Below are 16,782 nucleotides of genomic sequence, written 5' to 3'. Positions count from 1 at the left end.
AGAATTAAGAATTAAGAATTAAGAATTAAGAATTAAGAAAAAATTTAGGTATTAATTAATTTTTTATTCTGCATTCTGCATTCTCCCTCTTGTCATTGCGAGGCACGAAGCAATCTCAATCTATTATATTTTAACTAAACCTTATAATTTATTAAATACTTAAAATTATCCTAACTATTATTAATAATTAATCATGTTAAATTTACCTTTAAACTTTACAACCATAGCCATTATTTTAGTAGCTATAGGTCTTATTTTTTGGGGTTATAATAGGGCTAAACCTTATGGAGAAATAGGGATTTTAGCTTGGTTACAATCCCTTAGCTTAATGTCTCCTTGGTTAGTATTTTTTGTCCTGTTAACCACTGGAATTTATCTCAATATCATCGGGATAATTTTACTCTTAGTTATATCCGCAGGAATCTATATTTATTTAGGCAATTTAATTAGGAAAAAAGCAGAACAAAAAATAGAATCTGAACAATTAGAAAAATTTAGAAAACAAATAATTTCATCTCTCGAAAACACTGATTTAATGGAGCAAATGACGACAGAAAAAAAACCTTCTAATCAAGAATCCGTTAAGTTAAAAGAAAATAACTCTACTTTTAAAATTGAGCAACAAATACAAGCAGAATTTAAGCCTATTGACGAAGAAGATTTAAAACAAATCAAAACTATTTTTGGCATCGATACTTTTTTTATTACTGACACAATTCCCTATCAAGAAGGCGTTATTTTAAAAGGTAATTTAAGAGGAGAAGCCGAGATTATCCATGAAAATTTAACGAAAAAATTAACCACAAAACTAGGGGAAAAATATCGTTTATTTTTAGTAGAAACTCCCGAAGGCAAACCCGTTGTTATCATCTTACCTAGTACAAACGATCCTAAACCTTTGACTCTTGCTCAAAAAAATTTGGCTTTAGTCTTGTTTTTAGCGACAATTTTTACTAGCATGGAAGCGATCGCACTGTTGTTAGGCTTTGATTTAGTGGGTAACTGGAATCGTTATACCGAAGTTTTACCTCTATGTATTGGTTTATGGATAATCTTATTAAGCCATGAAATCGGACATCAGATTGTCGGTGCGAAAAATAACGTTAAAGTTAGCTTACCCTTCTTTTTGCCCACTATCCAAATCGGCAGTTTTGGCGCTATCACCCGTTTTGAGTCTATCATACCCAATCGATCGATCCTTTTTGATATTTCCTTTGCAGGTCCTGCGGTGGGTTTTGTGGTATCGTTAGTGATATTATTACTAGGATTTACTCTTTCCCATACTGGCAGTACATTTGCCATTCCCACTAACTTTTTTCAAGGCTCAATTTTAGTAGGTATTTTGGCAAAATTATTTTTCAACAACGCCTTACAAGGAGAAAGTGTCGCCGTCAATCCCTTGACGATTTTAGGATGGTTAGGATTAGTTATCACCGCCCTTAATTTATTACCCGCAGGGCAACTCGATGGCGGTAGAATTATTCAAGCTATCTATGGTAGAAAAACCTGTCGCCGTGCTACCATTGGCACATTAATTATTTTAGGTATCGTTAGCATTCTTAACCCTATCAACTCATTACCCTTTTACTGGGCGATCGTAATTTTATTTTTACAAAGAGACTTAGAACGTCCTAGCTTAAACGAACTAACCGAGCCTAATGATACCAGAGCGGCATGGGGATTAATATTAATTTTCTTATCCTTAACAACTCTCATTCCCATAACACCTAGTTTAGCCAGTCGATTAGGCATCGGCATTGGTTTATAATCCAAATAAATAGTCACTTTTTTAAGTAATGAATAGTGAATAATGAATAATGAGTAAGAAGTAAAAAAGGAAAGACGCAAAAATCGTATTATTTCTCTAGTCTTTTAGTCTTCTAGTCTCTTATCATCACTGATACTTTTTCATCACTCCCTAGGTGTTAATTCTCCATTCCCAATTCTTAACAATCATCATCATCAAAAAATCATCATTCCATGACAGACAAACCAACCATCAAAATTATTAGTGATAATCGTCAAGCGAGATATTTATACGAAATCTTAGAAACCTACGAAGCAGGAATAGAATTAGTCGGCACAGAAGTTAAATCTATTAGACTAGGGCGTGTTAATTTAAGAGATGGTTACGCCTTAATTCGCAACGGTGAAGCGTGGTTAAGCAATGTACATATTTCTCCCTACGAAACCACGGGGAGATATTTTAATCATGAGCCTCGTCGCAATCGTAAGTTATTATTACACAAGAAAGAAATTAATAAACTCATTGGTTTATTAGAACAAAAAGGCTTAACTTTAATTCCCTTAAAGATGTATTTTAAAGGAGAATGGATTAAAGTGAGTTTAGGAGTCGGTAGAGGCAAAAAACTCCATGATAAACGAGAAACCGTTAAACGTAGAGATGATCAAAGAGAAATGGCTAGAGCTTTAAAGAGATTCTAGCATAAAATCATTGTTTATTGAGATGATAAATTTATTTTTGACAGGATTATTAAGTTTTAATATCGGTTTAGAGATACCTGTTTTTGCTATGGATAAAACAGAAGTAAAATTATCTCCACCTTTGGAAAATGAACAAGGTTGGAGTAGTTGGCATCCTTGGATTTACTTTCCTTTTGATAAAATTCAAGTCGGACTTTCTAACATGGATTTAGGAGGAATGCTAGATTTTGAATATTCTTGTTTTGCTTCTGTAGGGGATGAAAATAATCAGATAAAACAGGAAAGTTATTGGTATAGAATAAGTGAAAATACTGAAAAAATTGGCAATGATATTTATGTCAAAATTGAAGTAGGTTGTTGGCTAAATAATGAGTTTAAATCAACAATAATTATTAATGGAATTAAGAATTAAGAATGGAGAAGCTCGAATGGAGAGTTGAGAACTACAAATACAATAAACATCTCCAAAAATTATTTTTAATTGGTTCGTAGTAAGGGCTTCAGCCCTTAAAATCTTAATTAATGGAGAAGTCTAATAAATCAAAAACACGTCTAACAGTTTCTCTTTCAATAAATTTTACCCTGACTTACACCTAGCGTCATGGCAGTAGTCGAAATGTAGTAGTGGAAGTGGCTCTGATTTTTGAGAACTAAGATAATTAAAAACTTAGGACACCTTTTTATGTTAATATTTTTTTGTTGTTAGTAACAATATTATTTTTACTTTACTCAAAACACCCTTTTTCCTAATATTGTTGACAGTGGTGAAAATAGAAGTAAAAATTATCAAAACAATCTATGTATAGATTTTTTTGTACTCAAAACCCTTTCCATTTGGAAAGGTAGGCGAGATAGTGCCGAATTACACGATATTCGTTAGATTTTTAGATAAATTTTTAACAAATATTGGGTTAGAACCTATCTGATAAGATAACAAACAATAGAAAAATTACTGATATAAGTAAAATTTAGTTTCAACTATAGAGGAAAATATGACTCAAGATAGAGTAGTAATTATTGGAGTTGCCGGGGACTCTGGTTGCGGTAAATCAACTTTTTTACGTCGCTTAGAAGATTTATTCGGAAAAGAATTTATGACTGTGATCTGTCTTGATGACTATCATAGTCTCGATCGAAAAGGTAGAAAAGAAGCTGGTGTAACTGCACTTGATCCCCGTGCTAACAATTTCGATTTAATGGCGGAACAAATTAAAGCCTTAAAAAATGGTCAAGCTATTGATAAACCTATTTATAATCACGAAACAGGGGAAATTGATCCCCCCGAAAGAATAGAACCCAATAAAGTAATCGTTATCGAAGGTTTACACCCTCTTTATGATGCCAGAGTGAGAGAATTAGTGGATTTCAGCGTCTATCTCGATATTAGCGAAGAAGTTAAAATCAACTGGAAGATTCAACGTGACATGGCTGAAAGAGGTCACAGCTACGATGACGTAGTGGCTTCGATCATGGCAAGAAAACCCGACTTTACCGCTTATATTGAGCCTCAAAAACAATACGCTGACATCGTACTTCAAGTTTTACCCACTCAATTAATCAAAGACGAAAAAGAAGGTAAAATTTTACGAGTTCGTCTCATTGAAAAAGAAGGAATCCCCCATTTTGAACCTACTTACCTCTTTGATGAAGGTTCTACCATTGATTGGCGCCCCTGCGGACGTAAACTTACTTGTGCTTATCCCGGTCTTAAAATGTACTATGGACCTGATAACTATATGGGCAACGAAGTTTCTATGCTTGAAATCGATGGTCAATTCGATAACCTCGAAGAAATTATTTATGTTGAGAGTCATCTAAGCCGTACTAGCACTAAATATTATGGTGAAATGACTGAACTTTTACTCAAACATAAAGACTACCCCGGTTCTAACAATGGTACTGGTTTATTCCAAGTTTTAGTTGGTTTAAAAATGCGTGAAACCTACGAGCAATTAACTGGCACTACTGCTAACACCGAAGAAAAAGAAGTTGCCAAAGTTTAACTTAATGTTAAAATTCATCCCACATCTTTTTAACTATATTCTTCTTAGTAGATGTGGGACTTCTTCCTTTATTGAGTTAAAAGGCGATCGAACTCAATTTTAACTCAGGATGATCCCCTTGTAACTGATTGACGTTCCATTCATTGCGGAAAAGCAAAACAGGGCGATTACGAGCATCTTTAACTGTCATCACGTTAAACAAACGTCCGACTTTCTCTAAGGCTTCCCAACCATCCACCACCCAACGGGCAACATTAAAGGGAATTGGCTCTAAAGTCGTCTCTACGTTATATTCACTCAACATCCGATATTGGACAACTTCAAATTGTAATTGACCAACAGCCGCTAAAATTGGTTCTCGAATAAACTCATCCACAGAATACATGATTTGTACCGCTCCTTCTTCCTGAAGTTGTTGCACTCCCTTCTGGAATTGTTTAAACTTAGAAGGGTTAGGATTCTTGAGATAACAGAATAATTCGGGAGAAAATGACGGTATTCCCTCGTATTCGAGCTTTTTACCTAGATAAATAGTATCTCCGATGGCAAATACCCCCGGATTGTTTAAACCGATGACATCCCCCGGATAGGCTTCTTCAATGGATTCCCTCCCTTGGGCAAATAATTTTTGAGGGTGGGACAAACGTACTGGTTTCCCCGATCGAGCATGATTCACCGTCATATCCTTTTCAAATTTCCCCGTACAAACTCGCACAAAGGCAACCCTATCCCTATGTTTGGGGTCCATATTTGCCTGTAATTTGAACACAAAACCAGTAAAATCAGGGTGGGTAGGCTCTAATTCTCCTAAAGTGGATTTGCGTGGAGTAGGGGGTAAAGCATAATCTAAAAAGGATTGCAGAAATAAGTTAACCCCAAAGTTAGTCATGGCACTACCGAAAAACACGGGTGTCATTCTTCCCTGATGAATTGCCTCTAAATCGAAAGCGGGGGCGACTTCTTCTAACATCTCCAATTCTTCGAGAGTTTCTTCATACAGTTGTTTATCAATATAATCTAAAATTCGATCGTCACCTTTAGGAATAATAATTTCAGGCACTTCTAAACTACCGTGGGCGATTCTTTCAAATAAATGGTATGCTTGTTCTCTTCGATCGAAAACCCCCTTAAAAAAGTCACCGCTACCGATAGGATAGTTAACAGGATAAGTCTGTAAACCTAACTCCTTCTCAATCTCGTCCAATAATTCAAAAGCTGATCTACCCGGTCGATCCATTTTGTTTACAAAAGTAAAGATAGGTAACGATCGAAGTTTGCATACTTCAAAAAGTTTACGGGTTTGAGGCTCTAAACCCTTAGCCGCATCAATCAACATCACAGCATTATCCGCCGCCGCTAGAGTGCGATAGGTGTCTTCACTAAAATCTTGGTGTCCGGGGGTGTCCAATAAATTGATATAATAGTCTAAATAGTCAAATTGCAAGACAGTAGAAGTAATGGAAATACCCCGTTGTTTTTCCAACTCCATCCAGTCAGATGTCACCTTGCGTTGTTCACCTCTTGCTTTAACCGCACCAGCTTGATGGATTGCACCTCCGTATAATAAAAGTTTTTCTGTGAGAGTCGTTTTACCAGCGTCAGGGTGAGAAATAATGGCAAAATTACGCCGTTTACTGACTGCTTTTAATAATTCTTGTTCTATAGTTAAAGACATTATAATAATTAGGAATTAGGAATTAGGAATTAGGAATTAGGAATTAGGAATTAGGAATTAAAAGAAATACTAACAAAACAAATTAACTGTTTTGAGCCAACGTATTATTTTAAAATCGATGATTTTTATAGTTGGTTGAATAAGTCAGTAATTCTTAATTAACTATTTTTAGTGGTATAACAAATAAAATAACCTTTGAAATTATATCATTAAAACGTTATTAATGTCATTAATTGTTTAAGACAAGAAAATATTTATCTACTAAAATTAAGATATTTTGCATTTACTATTAATTGTCGTTTATCAAAAGATTTGAAGAAAATGAGTAAACCAAAAAATCAACAAGAAAAAGAATTAGAACAAATTAAATTAAGAGAAATTTTACTGCTTTTAGATCAATTATTTAGACGAGAAGAAGCGACAGCAAAAGGAATTGTTGGTTGTTTATACGACATTGCTACCATTAATATTATCAATAAATATTGTCCTTTATGGGGCATAAATGCAACCTTAAAATATTTAACCCGTTTTCCTCGTCCTATGGCTCAATCTTTAGGGGTAAAATTATATTTACAACCTCAATGCCCTAAATTAATTACCGATTGGCTTTATACTTTAGTAGAATTTTCTCAAGAAAAAATCCCTGTTATAGAAGCTGAAATTATGGAAAAAGAATTATTACCAACTTTACAAAAAAATAAGTTAGAAATAAAATCTTTAGAGCAAAAAGTGACTTTTTTAACAGGAAGTTTAGTGGCGACTTTTGCTATTTTTATCGGTAGTTTTGCTTGGATTACCTATAATTTAGAAATGAGTCCGATCGATCTGCTAACAACATCTAAATCTAAGGTACAATTATTGTCCAAATAGAATTGTTCCTCTTTTGTCAGTTTCCGATTTTAACTGTGATTAAATATTTTCAAACTGCTTGATAAGTAGGTAAGCAAAATTAATTATGAATTTTATTTATCTCAAAGCTATGATAACAAGGGTTTAAACCCCTTGTCTTTATACAATCAATTTTGCACAAGAACTTAACTAAGGATTAAAATATACTAATTTAAAATAATATTTGCTCGATCTATTAGTATATAAAAGTTTCAGAATGTATAAATTGCAAGTGTTTGCGGAATTTGACAGACGAGGGTTATTGAGTAAAAATTAAGTCTAAATTATTAAGATCAAATTTATGAAAGCAATAGAAACCATCGGCATAATTGATCACAATGGTCAAATAATTTTACCAGAACCATTAAATGTTGTTTCAGAAAGTCCTATTAAATTAATAATTCTTTTAGATGATACAACGGATTTATCATCGGAAACTCATCTCAAATCAGCAGTGGAAAGTTTTACTCAAGGATGGCAAGAAGCTATGACAGGAAAAACTCATCCCCTTGATGAATTATGGATAGGAATTGAAAATGAGTAACCCTAATCTTAGCATTGAATTTAGTGATGAGTTTAAACATAATTTAGTGATTCTTGCCAAAAAATATCGATCGATTCGTAATGATATTCAGCCAATTTTAGAAAAACTTAAATCAGGGGAATTAATTGGCGATAAGATACCAAATATTAACTATACCGTTTTTAAAGTAAGAGTTAAAAATAGTGATATAAAAAAAGGAAAAAGTTCAGGTTATCGTTTAATTTATTATTTAAAAACATCCACTAAAATTATTTTAATTACTATTTATTCTAAGTCAGATCAAGCAAGTATTTCAGCTAAAGAAATTAGAAAAATTATTACTAATTTTAGTTAATTTTAGTTAATTTTAATTTGAATATATAGCATTTATCTAAATAGTAAAATCTACTATGTATGCTGGAAAGAATAGTTAAGATTTTTACTCATGGCAAGGGGTTTAAACCTCTTGTTAATAAAAACTGTAACTTAAAATGCGTCTTAGTTTAGATGACAATTTCTCCTCTTACTTATGAGTTACGATAAAATCCTTGCAATCAGGTAAACTTTCATTTTATTTTTGTGTCTTGCAACTGTAAAAAATGTTACAACAATATAAGCTCTGGAAATTATCATTGTATATAGTTTCTTAGCCCACAACAAGCACTATAAGCGATCGCAATGGCATCAACACTATCATCAATGGGAAGATTAGGTAAATCGAAAAGTTGTTGTAACATTTCGCCAACTTCTTTTTTTTTGGCTTTGGCATTACCTAAATGGGCTTTCCAGCTAGACTGATGTAAAAAAAATGGTGTTAATTTAGCCTCTCGATAACACACAAGGTTAATGACTCCTAATGCTTGTAAAACACCACCAGCCGCTTTGATTTCTCGATTAAAAAAAGGCATTTCAATGGCAATAGCTTCTGGTTGAAATTCTTGAATGATAGTGACGAAATCTGTTTCTAATTCCCTTAATCTTTCTCCTGTGGGTTGTTTTTTATCGGTTTCAATAATTCCATAGTCGATAATTTCGGGCATTTTAGTTTCATCCCCTTCTAATATCGCCCACCCAACTATGGCTAATCCGGGGTCTATTCCTAACCAAATCATGTTATGCTATTTTCCATTTAAGTTCTTCTCCTCTAACTCAAGATTTATAAACAATAAAGTTAAGCAACGGCAAAACCAGTTTGTTCTCGAATTTGAGGATCATAGAATGCTAGGATAATTTTATCTTTTTTGATACCAGCTTCTAAAAAATCGGTAGCGATACCTTTTTCTGTGCCATCTCTTTGAATCCAGATTTTATCGTCAATAATATCCACATGAATTAAACAACCATGTACTCTTTTAGTCGTAGGGAAAGGGTGATTAATTTTTTCTCTACCAACTATCATTAATAAATAGCGATGTTGTTGGGTATCAAAAACAGTTTCAAATTTGATATTAGGGTCTGTATATGGTATTTTAGTATAAGAAATAATAATATCTTGAATTATTTGGCTATAGTTATTTCTGGTATCCATTGCACAATTTCCTCCGAATTAATATCAAAAATTAATAAATTAAGTTGGTAATCTTCTTTAATAAGTTGTCCTAAAGATTCTTGAAATATATCGATATAAACTATACTAGGAATCGCTAAATATAATTTACGTTCTGATTCTGTTTTTCTAATAACTGAACGGTATAATAAATATTGTCCTAAAGCATTTTCTAAGGCATTAATTTCCGATACGGAAGTAAAAGTTTTGATTTCTACAGCTATTTTTTGTTGATTTTTTTCTGCAATTAATAATTTTTCTGCCCCTAAATCAACATACATATCTTTACTCCCCCATTTTAATCTTAAAGGATCATTGGTAATTGTCCAACCATCTTTAATGAGAGCATTTTTTACTTGATTATGGTAAATATCTCTGACAGGCATATTTAGAAGTAGAAATTAAATAAGTGAATAGGTGAAATTGTCATTAATTTCTTATAGTAAACTTTCTTATTACTGTACTTGAGACTAAATTTAAAGTCAAACGTCATTTTTCATTCTATACAGATAACAAATGATGCTTCCTGTAATAAACATAATGATAGAATAAATAGCAGGGGCGATGGCAATGGTAGGATTATTTAATAATGTACTAGAAGATGCGATCGTAATCCCTAGAGTACCATTTTGGATGCCAGATTCGATCGAAATAGCGGAGGATTGCCGAAAGTTTAAACCGACTAATCTAGCGATGAGTAAACTAAGAATAATCGCTAAAACATTGAGGGTAAGAGTCGGTAAACCAGTCTCTTGAAAAAAGGGAATGACATTTTCTCTATCTTTTAAGATAGCACCTAAAACGATAATGGCAATAAAGATTCCTGATGCGATTTGAAAAGGTTTTTGTGCTTGACGGGCAAAATTTGGTTTCCAATTTCTCAAACTCATTCCTATTATTATAGGTACGATTGTAATAATTAGTATCTGAATAATCGTTTTGACTACGGGTAAAGCAATATATTGCCCTTCTCCCATAAATACTTCCATGCCATAGTTAACGAGAAAGGGAATACTAAAGATAGTAATAAAACTAGAAATCGCCGTCAAACTTACGGATAAGGCAACATCACACCTACCCAAATAAGAGTATAAGTTAGAAGTGGGACCTCCCGGACAAGCGGATAGTAAAATCACCCCCACGGCAAATTCTGGCTTTAAATCCCAAAAATACATCAACCCAAATGCCACCAAAGGCAAGAGAATTAATTGACAAAACAACCCCGTTAATACTGCTTTAGGTTCGATCGAAATTGCCTTAAAATCTTTAATGGTAAGGGATAATCCCATGCCTAACATAATTATCGTCAAGGCTAAAGGTAAGAAAACCTCAGTTAATAAATTTCCCTGCATAGAATTTTAAGTAAGGAGTAAGGAGTAAGGAGTAAGGAGTAAGGAGTAAGGAGTAAGGAGTAAGAAGTAATGATTAATGAATAACTCTCTAATCTGTCATTGCGAGGAAACGAAGCAATCTCCGCTAAAACTTGTGATTTTATTTTTTAATTCTTCATTCTGCATTCTGCATTCTTAATTCTTTAGAATTGTTGTAAGAAACGGAGATCGCTGTTGTATAATCGGCGAATATCGTCAATTTTGTGCAAAATCATGGCAAAACGCTCCACTCCTAACCCCGCAGCAAAACCACTATATACTTCTGGATCATATCCTACCGCTTTAAGGACATTGGGATCAACCATGCCACAGCCTAAAACTTCTAACCATTTTCCTTGCCATTGTACATCAACTTCTGCTGATGGTTCGGTAAAAGGGAAGTAACTAGCACGAAAAACTGTCGGTAAGTCGTCACCAAACATCTGTCTTAAAAACTCTTTGATTGTGCCTTTTAAGTCGGTGAAAGTTAAGCCTTTATCAATAGCAAGGATTTCGATTTGATGGAAAACGGCGGAGTGAGTAGCATCAACGGTATCTCGTCTATATACCCTCCCCGGGGCGATAATTCTTAGGGGAGGCTCATTTTTTTCCATGTACCTAATTTGTACTGAAGATGTATGAGTACGCAATAAATTACCATCTTCAAAGTAGAAGGTATCTTGCATATCTCTAGCAGGATGATCTTCGGGGGTATTTAAAGCGGTAAAATTATAATAGTCGCTCTCGATTTGAGGTCCTTCTGCTATACTGTACCCTAACCCTACAAAAATATCTATTACTCGATCGATCGTACTTTGTAAAGGGTGAGATTTTCCTAAAGGATAACTAACCCCCGGCATAGTGACATCGAGGGTTTCCTCTGCAATTTGACGATTAAATTCTGCCTGTTGTAACTGTTGCTGTTGATTACTGAGGGTATCTTGAATTTGATTTTTGATGTCGTTAGCAATAGCGCCAATACGAGGTCTATCTTCGGCGGATAATTTACCCATTTCCTTTAAAATAAGGGATAATTCCCCTTTTTTGCCTAAATACGCTACCCTTAATTCTTCTAACTTTTGCAAGGTTTGTGCCGATTCGATCGACTTTTGTGCTGTTTCTTTTAAAATATGTAATTGAGATTCTATATTGGTAATCATAAATAATAGTGAATAGTGAATAGTGAATAGTGAATATTATCCAGAAAAATTGAGAGTTCAATTGATTGAACGTGATATTATTAGCCGTGTAATGAATCACACGGTGGGTTATTAATTAACATCTAAAACTTTTATTACTTAGGTATTTTTTCAGATGATGGCAATTTTTAGGATAAGATTAAAATATATTCCCTCAAATTAGTTGACATTATGCCTTTGCAAATTCTTGTCACCGATGATGATCTTGTTATTAGAAGATTAATACAAGACTGTTTAGAATTACAAGGTTATTCGGTTATTTTAGCAGGAGATGGAGACGAAGCCTTATATTTAGCCTATCAATATCATCCTCATTTACTCATTTCTGACATCAAAATGCCCCATAAAGACGGCTATAATTTAGTCAAGGAATTGCGCCAAAATCCCCATTTTCGTTTGTTACCAGTGGTTTTTTTGACTAATAAATACTCCATTGAAGATAAAATTAGCGGTTATCAAGCTGGTTGTGATGCTTATTTACCTAAACCTTTTCAACCTAGTGAATTGACTGCTATTGTTAAACATTTGTTGGAACGATCGCAAATTATTCAATCTGAATTATTACATACAGAAATTGAACATCAATATCCTTCTCTTGAGATAAATGTTAATTATAATAGTCGGAAATTAAGTTCTGATAATTTACACTTAACGAATAGAGAAAATGAAGTTTTAAAATTATTAAGTCAAGGTTTATCTAATGGAAAAATAGCCGAAGAATTATATTTAAGTCCGAAAACGATCGAAAAATATGTAGGCAATTTATTAAGAAAAACTAACTCCCATAATCGTACAGAATTAGCTAGTTTTGCTTTTAAGAATAACATAGTTTAACCATGATGAAAAATGATTATGACTTAGTGGTAATTGGTGGTACAAAACAAGGCTTTTTTTGTGCAGAATATGCGGTGAAATTAGGAGCTAGAGTTGCCTTAGTTATTGATGATAAATTAGCTTCGATCGAACATGAACAAGATTTTTTATTATTAAATAATGGCATTAGTTATCAAGAATTTTTACAAGAAAAAAAAAGAATAATTGAATACAAAATTTTACCAGATTTAGAAGTATTAGGAGTTGATATAATTTTTAGTCAATGTAAATTTATTCAACAAAAACAACTCATCTTATTTACCGAAAAAAGGCAGTTAAAAAGTTCTGCTTATTTATTAGTAATGACAGCTAATCAACTTTTTTCTCCTTTATCTCCCCTTTATCCCCCCTTAGTAAGAGGAGAATTAACTTTGAATAATTTATTGGATGAGAAAACATGGCATAATTTACCCGAAGAATTAACTATATTGGGAGATGATATTAATACTATTTATTTAGTCAATAAATTATCTCAAGAAAATAAAAAAATCTCTATTATTTCTGCTTCTTCTCAGATTTTACCGTCAGAAGATGAAGATATATCCTATCAACTACAATTATTTTTAGAAGGCAAAGGCATCAAAATTTATCTTAATCATAATGATACTGGTTTAGAGTTCGATCGAGCAACTTCCGATGACGACTTGAAAACACAGCGAGTCACAACTTCCGATGACGATTTGAAAACACAGCGAGTCACAACTTCCGATGACAAATTGAAAACACAGCGAGTCACAACTCCTGATGACAAATTGAAAACATTGCGAGTCACAACTTTAACAAAAAATCTATCGAAAGAGGATAACTTAGAATTAACGAAACTAGGTATCAAAAATAATGGAGGCAAAATAGAAGTCAACTCAAAACTGCAAACCAAACACCCTCAAATTTATGCCTGTGGAGACTTATTAGGAGGTTATGCTTTAGAATCTTTAATACCCTACGAGGTGAAAATTGCCGTTAATAACGCCTTATTTTTTCCCTATCAAGAGATTAATTATAGTGATATTCCCTATACTTTAAATACAAATCCTCCCATTAATAGATTAGGATATACTGAAAAACAAGCTAAATTTTTGTTATCCCAAAATATCAAAGTTTTGAAAATATATTGTTTATTAACATCTCCCATAAATTGGCAACAAGAAGTTACTTTCTTGAAAATTATTTTAGATGAATCTAATTATCTATTAGGTTTTCATTCCTTTGGTTTTGGAGTGGAAGAATTAATAACAGCAATGACTTTTATCAAAAAGCGTAATTTGCCTTTTTACTATTTATTTAAAATGAGTTTTGCTAATCTTAATACTCAAAAATTAATTACCAAAATTAATAATTATTGGAAAAAAGAGCAGAGGAGACAATATCAGATTATACTAGATTTAGCAGAAACTTTTTTTATTTGGAAACGTGCTTAATTTAATTATGAATAATATTGTAGAAAAACAAGGTTATTTTATTGTTTTAGAGGGAATAGATGGGGCAGGTAGCACTACCCAAGCTGAGTTATTGCAAGATTTTTTCTTAAATAATGAACAAAAAGTAGTAATCAGTCCAGAGCCTTCTTCGGGTAAAATAGGTAAATTATTACGAGAATTTTTAGCTAATGAAAATCCTTTTTTAACTCAAGATTTGTATGATCAACAAATGGCTTATTTATTCGCTGCCGATCGACATCATCACCTGTATAATAATATTGATGGGGTTAAAAAACTCACTTCAGAAAATACCCACGTTATCACCACTAGATATTATTTTTCTTCCCTTGCTTATAATGCAAAAACGCAAAAAGAATTTGAGTTTGTCAGTGTCTTAAATAAAGACTTTCCTCCTCCAGATTTTTTGATTTATCTTGATATTCCCGTAGAAGTTGCTTTAACTAGAATACTCGATCGAACTACTTTAGAAATTTATGAAACTAAAGAAAAATTAACCCAAGTTAAGGCAAATTTTGACAAAATTTTAAGCAATTATCCCCATAAATATTTAAGGGTAGATGCCACTAAAACTAGAGAGGAAATTCATCAAGAAATAGTCAATTTTCTTTTCTCTACCTCCTCTTAATAAGCAGGGTTTTTTCATTCTCAAAAATCTCAATTTCTGAAACTAATAAATAATACCAGATACAGAAGTTTTTAACTATTAATCAATTAATATATAAAAATATGATTTTTTCGGAAAAATTTAACTCACTTTAGTAGAGTTAAGCTATTAGTAATGAAATTTATTTCATTGTGGGATAAAGGTTTCATGCCATAACTCGCTTTGCAATAAATTAACAAAGCTAATAGCAAAAGTCTGCTAAAGCGACTAAGAAAAATTCAATCTTTGAAAATGTGTGAAAGGCAAAAGGCATCGGGCATAGGCAACAAAGATTATGGGTTATTTCCATTAATTTTAAAATATACAATCTATTTTGCTTTAGTACTTAGAAATGCTATATATTATCAAAAATAATGTATAATAGTTATAATTTTCATCCTCAATTAAGTTAATTTGTGCCAATAAACTATGAACAAATTTAGTCCAAATATCCATTATTTTGTTTCGATGTCTTCCCCTCAATCTCATTTATTTACCGTTACATTAAATATTGAAAATTGGCAAGAAAATATATTAACTTTAAAAATGCCTGTATGGACACCCGGTTCATATTTAGTAAGGGAATATTCTCGACATCTACAAAATTTTGCAGTAAATAGTGACGATAATTCTATTCAGTTAAATTGGCAAAAAACTGCTAAAAATACTTGGAAAATAGACACAAAAAATCAAACAAATATTATTATAAAATATCAAATTTATGCTAACGATTTAACCGTAAGAACTAATCATTTAGATGCAACTCATGGTTATTTTAATGGGGCGGCTTTATTTTTTTATATCCCTGATTATCAACAATTACCGATCGAGATTTCGATCGAACCGCCTGAATCTCATTGGCAAATTAGCACATCATTACCAAGAATTGCTGATAGAAAAAATACATTTTTAGCAGAAAATTTTGATACTTTAGTAGATAGCCCGTTTGAAATTGGAACACAAAAAATAGTTCATTTTAAAGTAGAAAATAAGCCTCATCAATGGGTAATTTGGGGAGAGGGAAATATTGATATTACTAAACTGGTAAAAGATACCGAAAAAATTATTAAAACTGAAGCAAAAATATTTGGAGATTTACCATATAAAGACTATTTCTTTTTGCTACATTTATCCGCTAGTGGCTTCGGTGGATTAGAACATAAAAACTGTTGTGTGTTGAATTATCCCCGTTTTGGCTTTCAAAAACCAGAAAAGTACGATCGATTTATTCAATTAGTAGCCCATGAATTTTTTCATCTTTGGAATGTGAAAAGAATCCGTCCTAAAGCCTTAGAAACCTTCGATTATGAGCAAGAAAATTACACTACTTCTCTATGGTTTTCGGAAGGCTCAACCAGTTACTATGACATGATTATACCCCTGAGAGCAAAAATTTATAATCGTCGAGTATTTTTCGATTTATTAAGTAAAGATATTACTCAATATTTAAACACTCCGGGACGACAAATTCAACCTTTAGCAGAATCTAGTTTTGATGCTTGGATTAAACTATATCGCCGAGATTCTTATAGTAATAATTGTCAAATTTCTTATTATTTAAAAGGGCAATTAGTGACATTATTACTAGACTTATTAATTAGAAAAAATACCGATAGTGAAAAATCTTTTGATGATGTCATGTTAACTATGTGGAATAAATTTGGAAAAGAAGAAATCGGCTTTACCCCAGAAGATTTAAAACAAGAAATAGAGTTAATTGCTAATACAGATTTAACAGAATTTTTTAAATTATATTTAGATAGTACGATCGAGCTACCTTTCAACGAATATTTTGAACCTTTTGGCTTAATATTAGAGGAAAAAATAGACAAAAATACCCCACCCTATTTAGGCTTAAAAACCCAAAAAGATAACGGTGTAGAAAAAATTACCTTTGTTGATGCCAATTCTCCAGCAGGAAAAGCTGGAATCGATGCCGATGACGAATTATTAGCCATCGATAATTTTCGAGTCACCAGCGATAATTTAAACGATAGATTACAAGATTATCAGCCCTTAGATGTCATCAAATTAACCTATTTTCACCAAGAAGAATTAAAAACAGCACACATCAAATTAGAAGCCCCCAAACCATCCAGTTATCAAGTCAAAATCATTGATAATCCCTCGAAAAAACAGCAGGAAATGTTGAATAAATGGCTTAGTTAATTATTAATA

The 16,782-nt window shown here is 32.5% G+C and carries 17 protein-coding genes; 11 read left to right on the top strand and 6 right to left on the bottom strand.

Annotated elements, in window-relative coordinates; genetic code table 11:
* Nucleotides 1–193 precede the first annotated feature (193 nt).
* The 4 genes from ACN4EE_RS10430 (at nucleotide 194) to ACN4EE_RS10415 (ending at nucleotide 4,448) form a co-directional block, all read left to right on the top strand.
* A complete protein-coding gene (locus tag ACN4EE_RS10430; RefSeq protein ID WP_431706383.1) occupies nucleotides 194–1,768 on the top strand; it encodes a site-2 protease family protein in 1,575 nt (524 codons plus the stop codon).
* A gap of 212 nt (nucleotides 1,769–1,980) precedes the next feature.
* Nucleotides 1,981–2,445: an SsrA-binding protein SmpB gene (gene smpB, locus ACN4EE_RS10425; RefSeq protein ID WP_431706382.1), complete on the top strand. Its 465-nt coding sequence runs from the start codon at nucleotides 1,981–1,983 to the stop codon at nucleotides 2,443–2,445.
* Nucleotides 2,446–2,467: 22 nt separating this feature from the next.
* Nucleotides 2,468–2,857 (top strand): hypothetical protein, encoded by a 390-nt coding sequence (locus ACN4EE_RS10420; protein ID WP_431706381.1) that lies wholly within the window; start codon nucleotides 2,468–2,470, stop codon nucleotides 2,855–2,857.
* A gap of 580 nt (nucleotides 2,858–3,437) precedes the next feature.
* Nucleotides 3,438–4,448 (top strand): phosphoribulokinase, encoded by a 1,011-nt coding sequence (locus ACN4EE_RS10415; RefSeq protein ID WP_431706380.1) that lies wholly within the window; start codon nucleotides 3,438–3,440, stop codon nucleotides 4,446–4,448.
* A 76-nt stretch (nucleotides 4,449–4,524) separates the two neighbouring features.
* Here ACN4EE_RS10415 and ACN4EE_RS10410 read toward each other — a convergent pair whose 3' ends face one another.
* Entirely contained in the window at nucleotides 4,525–6,123 is a 1,599-nt protein-coding gene (locus ACN4EE_RS10410) for a peptide chain release factor 3 (RefSeq protein ID WP_431706379.1), read from the bottom strand.
* A 321-nt stretch (nucleotides 6,124–6,444) separates the two neighbouring features.
* On the opposite strand from ACN4EE_RS10410, the gene ACN4EE_RS10405 reads away from it, so the two are divergent.
* The 3 genes from ACN4EE_RS10405 (at nucleotide 6,445) to ACN4EE_RS10395 (ending at nucleotide 7,889) form a co-directional block, all read left to right on the top strand.
* Nucleotides 6,445–6,993, top strand: a complete 549-nt coding sequence (locus tag ACN4EE_RS10405) for a hypothetical protein (protein ID WP_431706378.1) — start codon at nucleotides 6,445–6,447, stop codon at nucleotides 6,991–6,993.
* Between the two features lie 319 nt (nucleotides 6,994–7,312).
* Nucleotides 7,313–7,555, top strand: coding sequence for a type II toxin-antitoxin system RelN family antitoxin (locus ACN4EE_RS10400; protein WP_431706377.1), 243 nt, complete (start codon nucleotides 7,313–7,315; stop codon nucleotides 7,553–7,555).
* Nucleotides 7,548–7,889, top strand: coding sequence for a type II toxin-antitoxin system RelE/ParE family toxin (locus ACN4EE_RS10395; protein ID WP_431706376.1), 342 nt, complete (start codon nucleotides 7,548–7,550; stop codon nucleotides 7,887–7,889). Before ACN4EE_RS10400 ends, ACN4EE_RS10395 begins: the two co-directional genes overlap by 8 nt.
* 274 nt (nucleotides 7,890–8,163) lie before the next feature.
* On the opposite strand, the gene ACN4EE_RS10390 is transcribed toward ACN4EE_RS10395, so the two are convergent.
* From ACN4EE_RS10390 to pheS, 5 genes are all read right to left on the bottom strand, one after another.
* On the bottom strand, nucleotides 8,164–8,646 hold the full coding sequence (locus ACN4EE_RS10390) for a crossover junction endodeoxyribonuclease RuvC (protein WP_431706375.1): 483 nt from the start codon (nucleotides 8,644–8,646) through the stop codon (nucleotides 8,164–8,166).
* A gap of 59 nt (nucleotides 8,647–8,705) precedes the next feature.
* Nucleotides 8,706–9,062, bottom strand: coding sequence for a XisI protein (locus ACN4EE_RS10385; RefSeq protein WP_431706374.1), 357 nt, complete (start codon nucleotides 9,060–9,062; stop codon nucleotides 8,706–8,708).
* Nucleotides 9,032–9,466, bottom strand: coding sequence for an element excision factor XisH family protein (locus ACN4EE_RS10380; protein ID WP_431706372.1), 435 nt, complete (start codon nucleotides 9,464–9,466; stop codon nucleotides 9,032–9,034). Before ACN4EE_RS10380 ends, ACN4EE_RS10385 begins: the two co-directional genes overlap by 31 nt.
* A gap of 96 nt (nucleotides 9,467–9,562) precedes the next feature.
* Nucleotides 9,563–10,432 (bottom strand): bile acid:sodium symporter family protein, encoded by an 870-nt coding sequence (locus tag ACN4EE_RS10375; RefSeq protein ID WP_431706371.1) that lies wholly within the window; start codon nucleotides 10,430–10,432, stop codon nucleotides 9,563–9,565.
* Between the two features lie 182 nt (nucleotides 10,433–10,614).
* Entirely contained in the window at nucleotides 10,615–11,610 is a 996-nt protein-coding gene (gene pheS, locus ACN4EE_RS10370) for a phenylalanine--tRNA ligase subunit alpha (RefSeq protein WP_431706370.1), read from the bottom strand.
* Nucleotides 11,611–11,820: 210 nt separating this feature from the next.
* On the opposite strand from pheS, the gene ACN4EE_RS10365 reads away from it, so the two are divergent.
* The 4 genes from ACN4EE_RS10365 to ACN4EE_RS10350 all read left to right on the top strand — a co-directional run bounded on the left by ACN4EE_RS10365 (nucleotide 11,821) and on the right by ACN4EE_RS10350 (nucleotide 16,773).
* Nucleotides 11,821–12,483, top strand: a complete 663-nt coding sequence (locus ACN4EE_RS10365; RefSeq protein ID WP_431706369.1) for a response regulator transcription factor — start codon at nucleotides 11,821–11,823, stop codon at nucleotides 12,481–12,483.
* Nucleotides 12,484–12,485: 2 nt separating this feature from the next.
* Nucleotides 12,486–13,940 (top strand): FAD-dependent oxidoreductase, encoded by a 1,455-nt coding sequence (locus tag ACN4EE_RS10360; protein WP_431706368.1) that lies wholly within the window; start codon nucleotides 12,486–12,488, stop codon nucleotides 13,938–13,940.
* 7 nt (nucleotides 13,941–13,947) lie between these two features.
* Nucleotides 13,948–14,586, top strand: a complete 639-nt coding sequence (gene tmk / locus ACN4EE_RS10355) for a dTMP kinase (protein WP_431706367.1) — start codon at nucleotides 13,948–13,950, stop codon at nucleotides 14,584–14,586.
* Between the two features lie 447 nt (nucleotides 14,587–15,033).
* On the top strand, nucleotides 15,034–16,773 hold the full coding sequence (locus ACN4EE_RS10350; RefSeq protein ID WP_431706366.1) for a M61 family metallopeptidase: 1,740 nt from the start codon (nucleotides 15,034–15,036) through the stop codon (nucleotides 16,771–16,773).
* Nucleotides 16,774–16,782 lie beyond the last annotated feature (9 nt).

The sequence above is a fragment of the Geminocystis sp. CENA526 genome (genome assembly GCF_050753365.1).
GTDB lineage: Bacteria > Cyanobacteriota > Cyanobacteriia > Cyanobacteriales > Cyanobacteriaceae > Geminocystis.
Note: the sequence above shows the minus strand (reverse complement) of the source record. Positions and strands in the feature narration are given on the sequence as shown.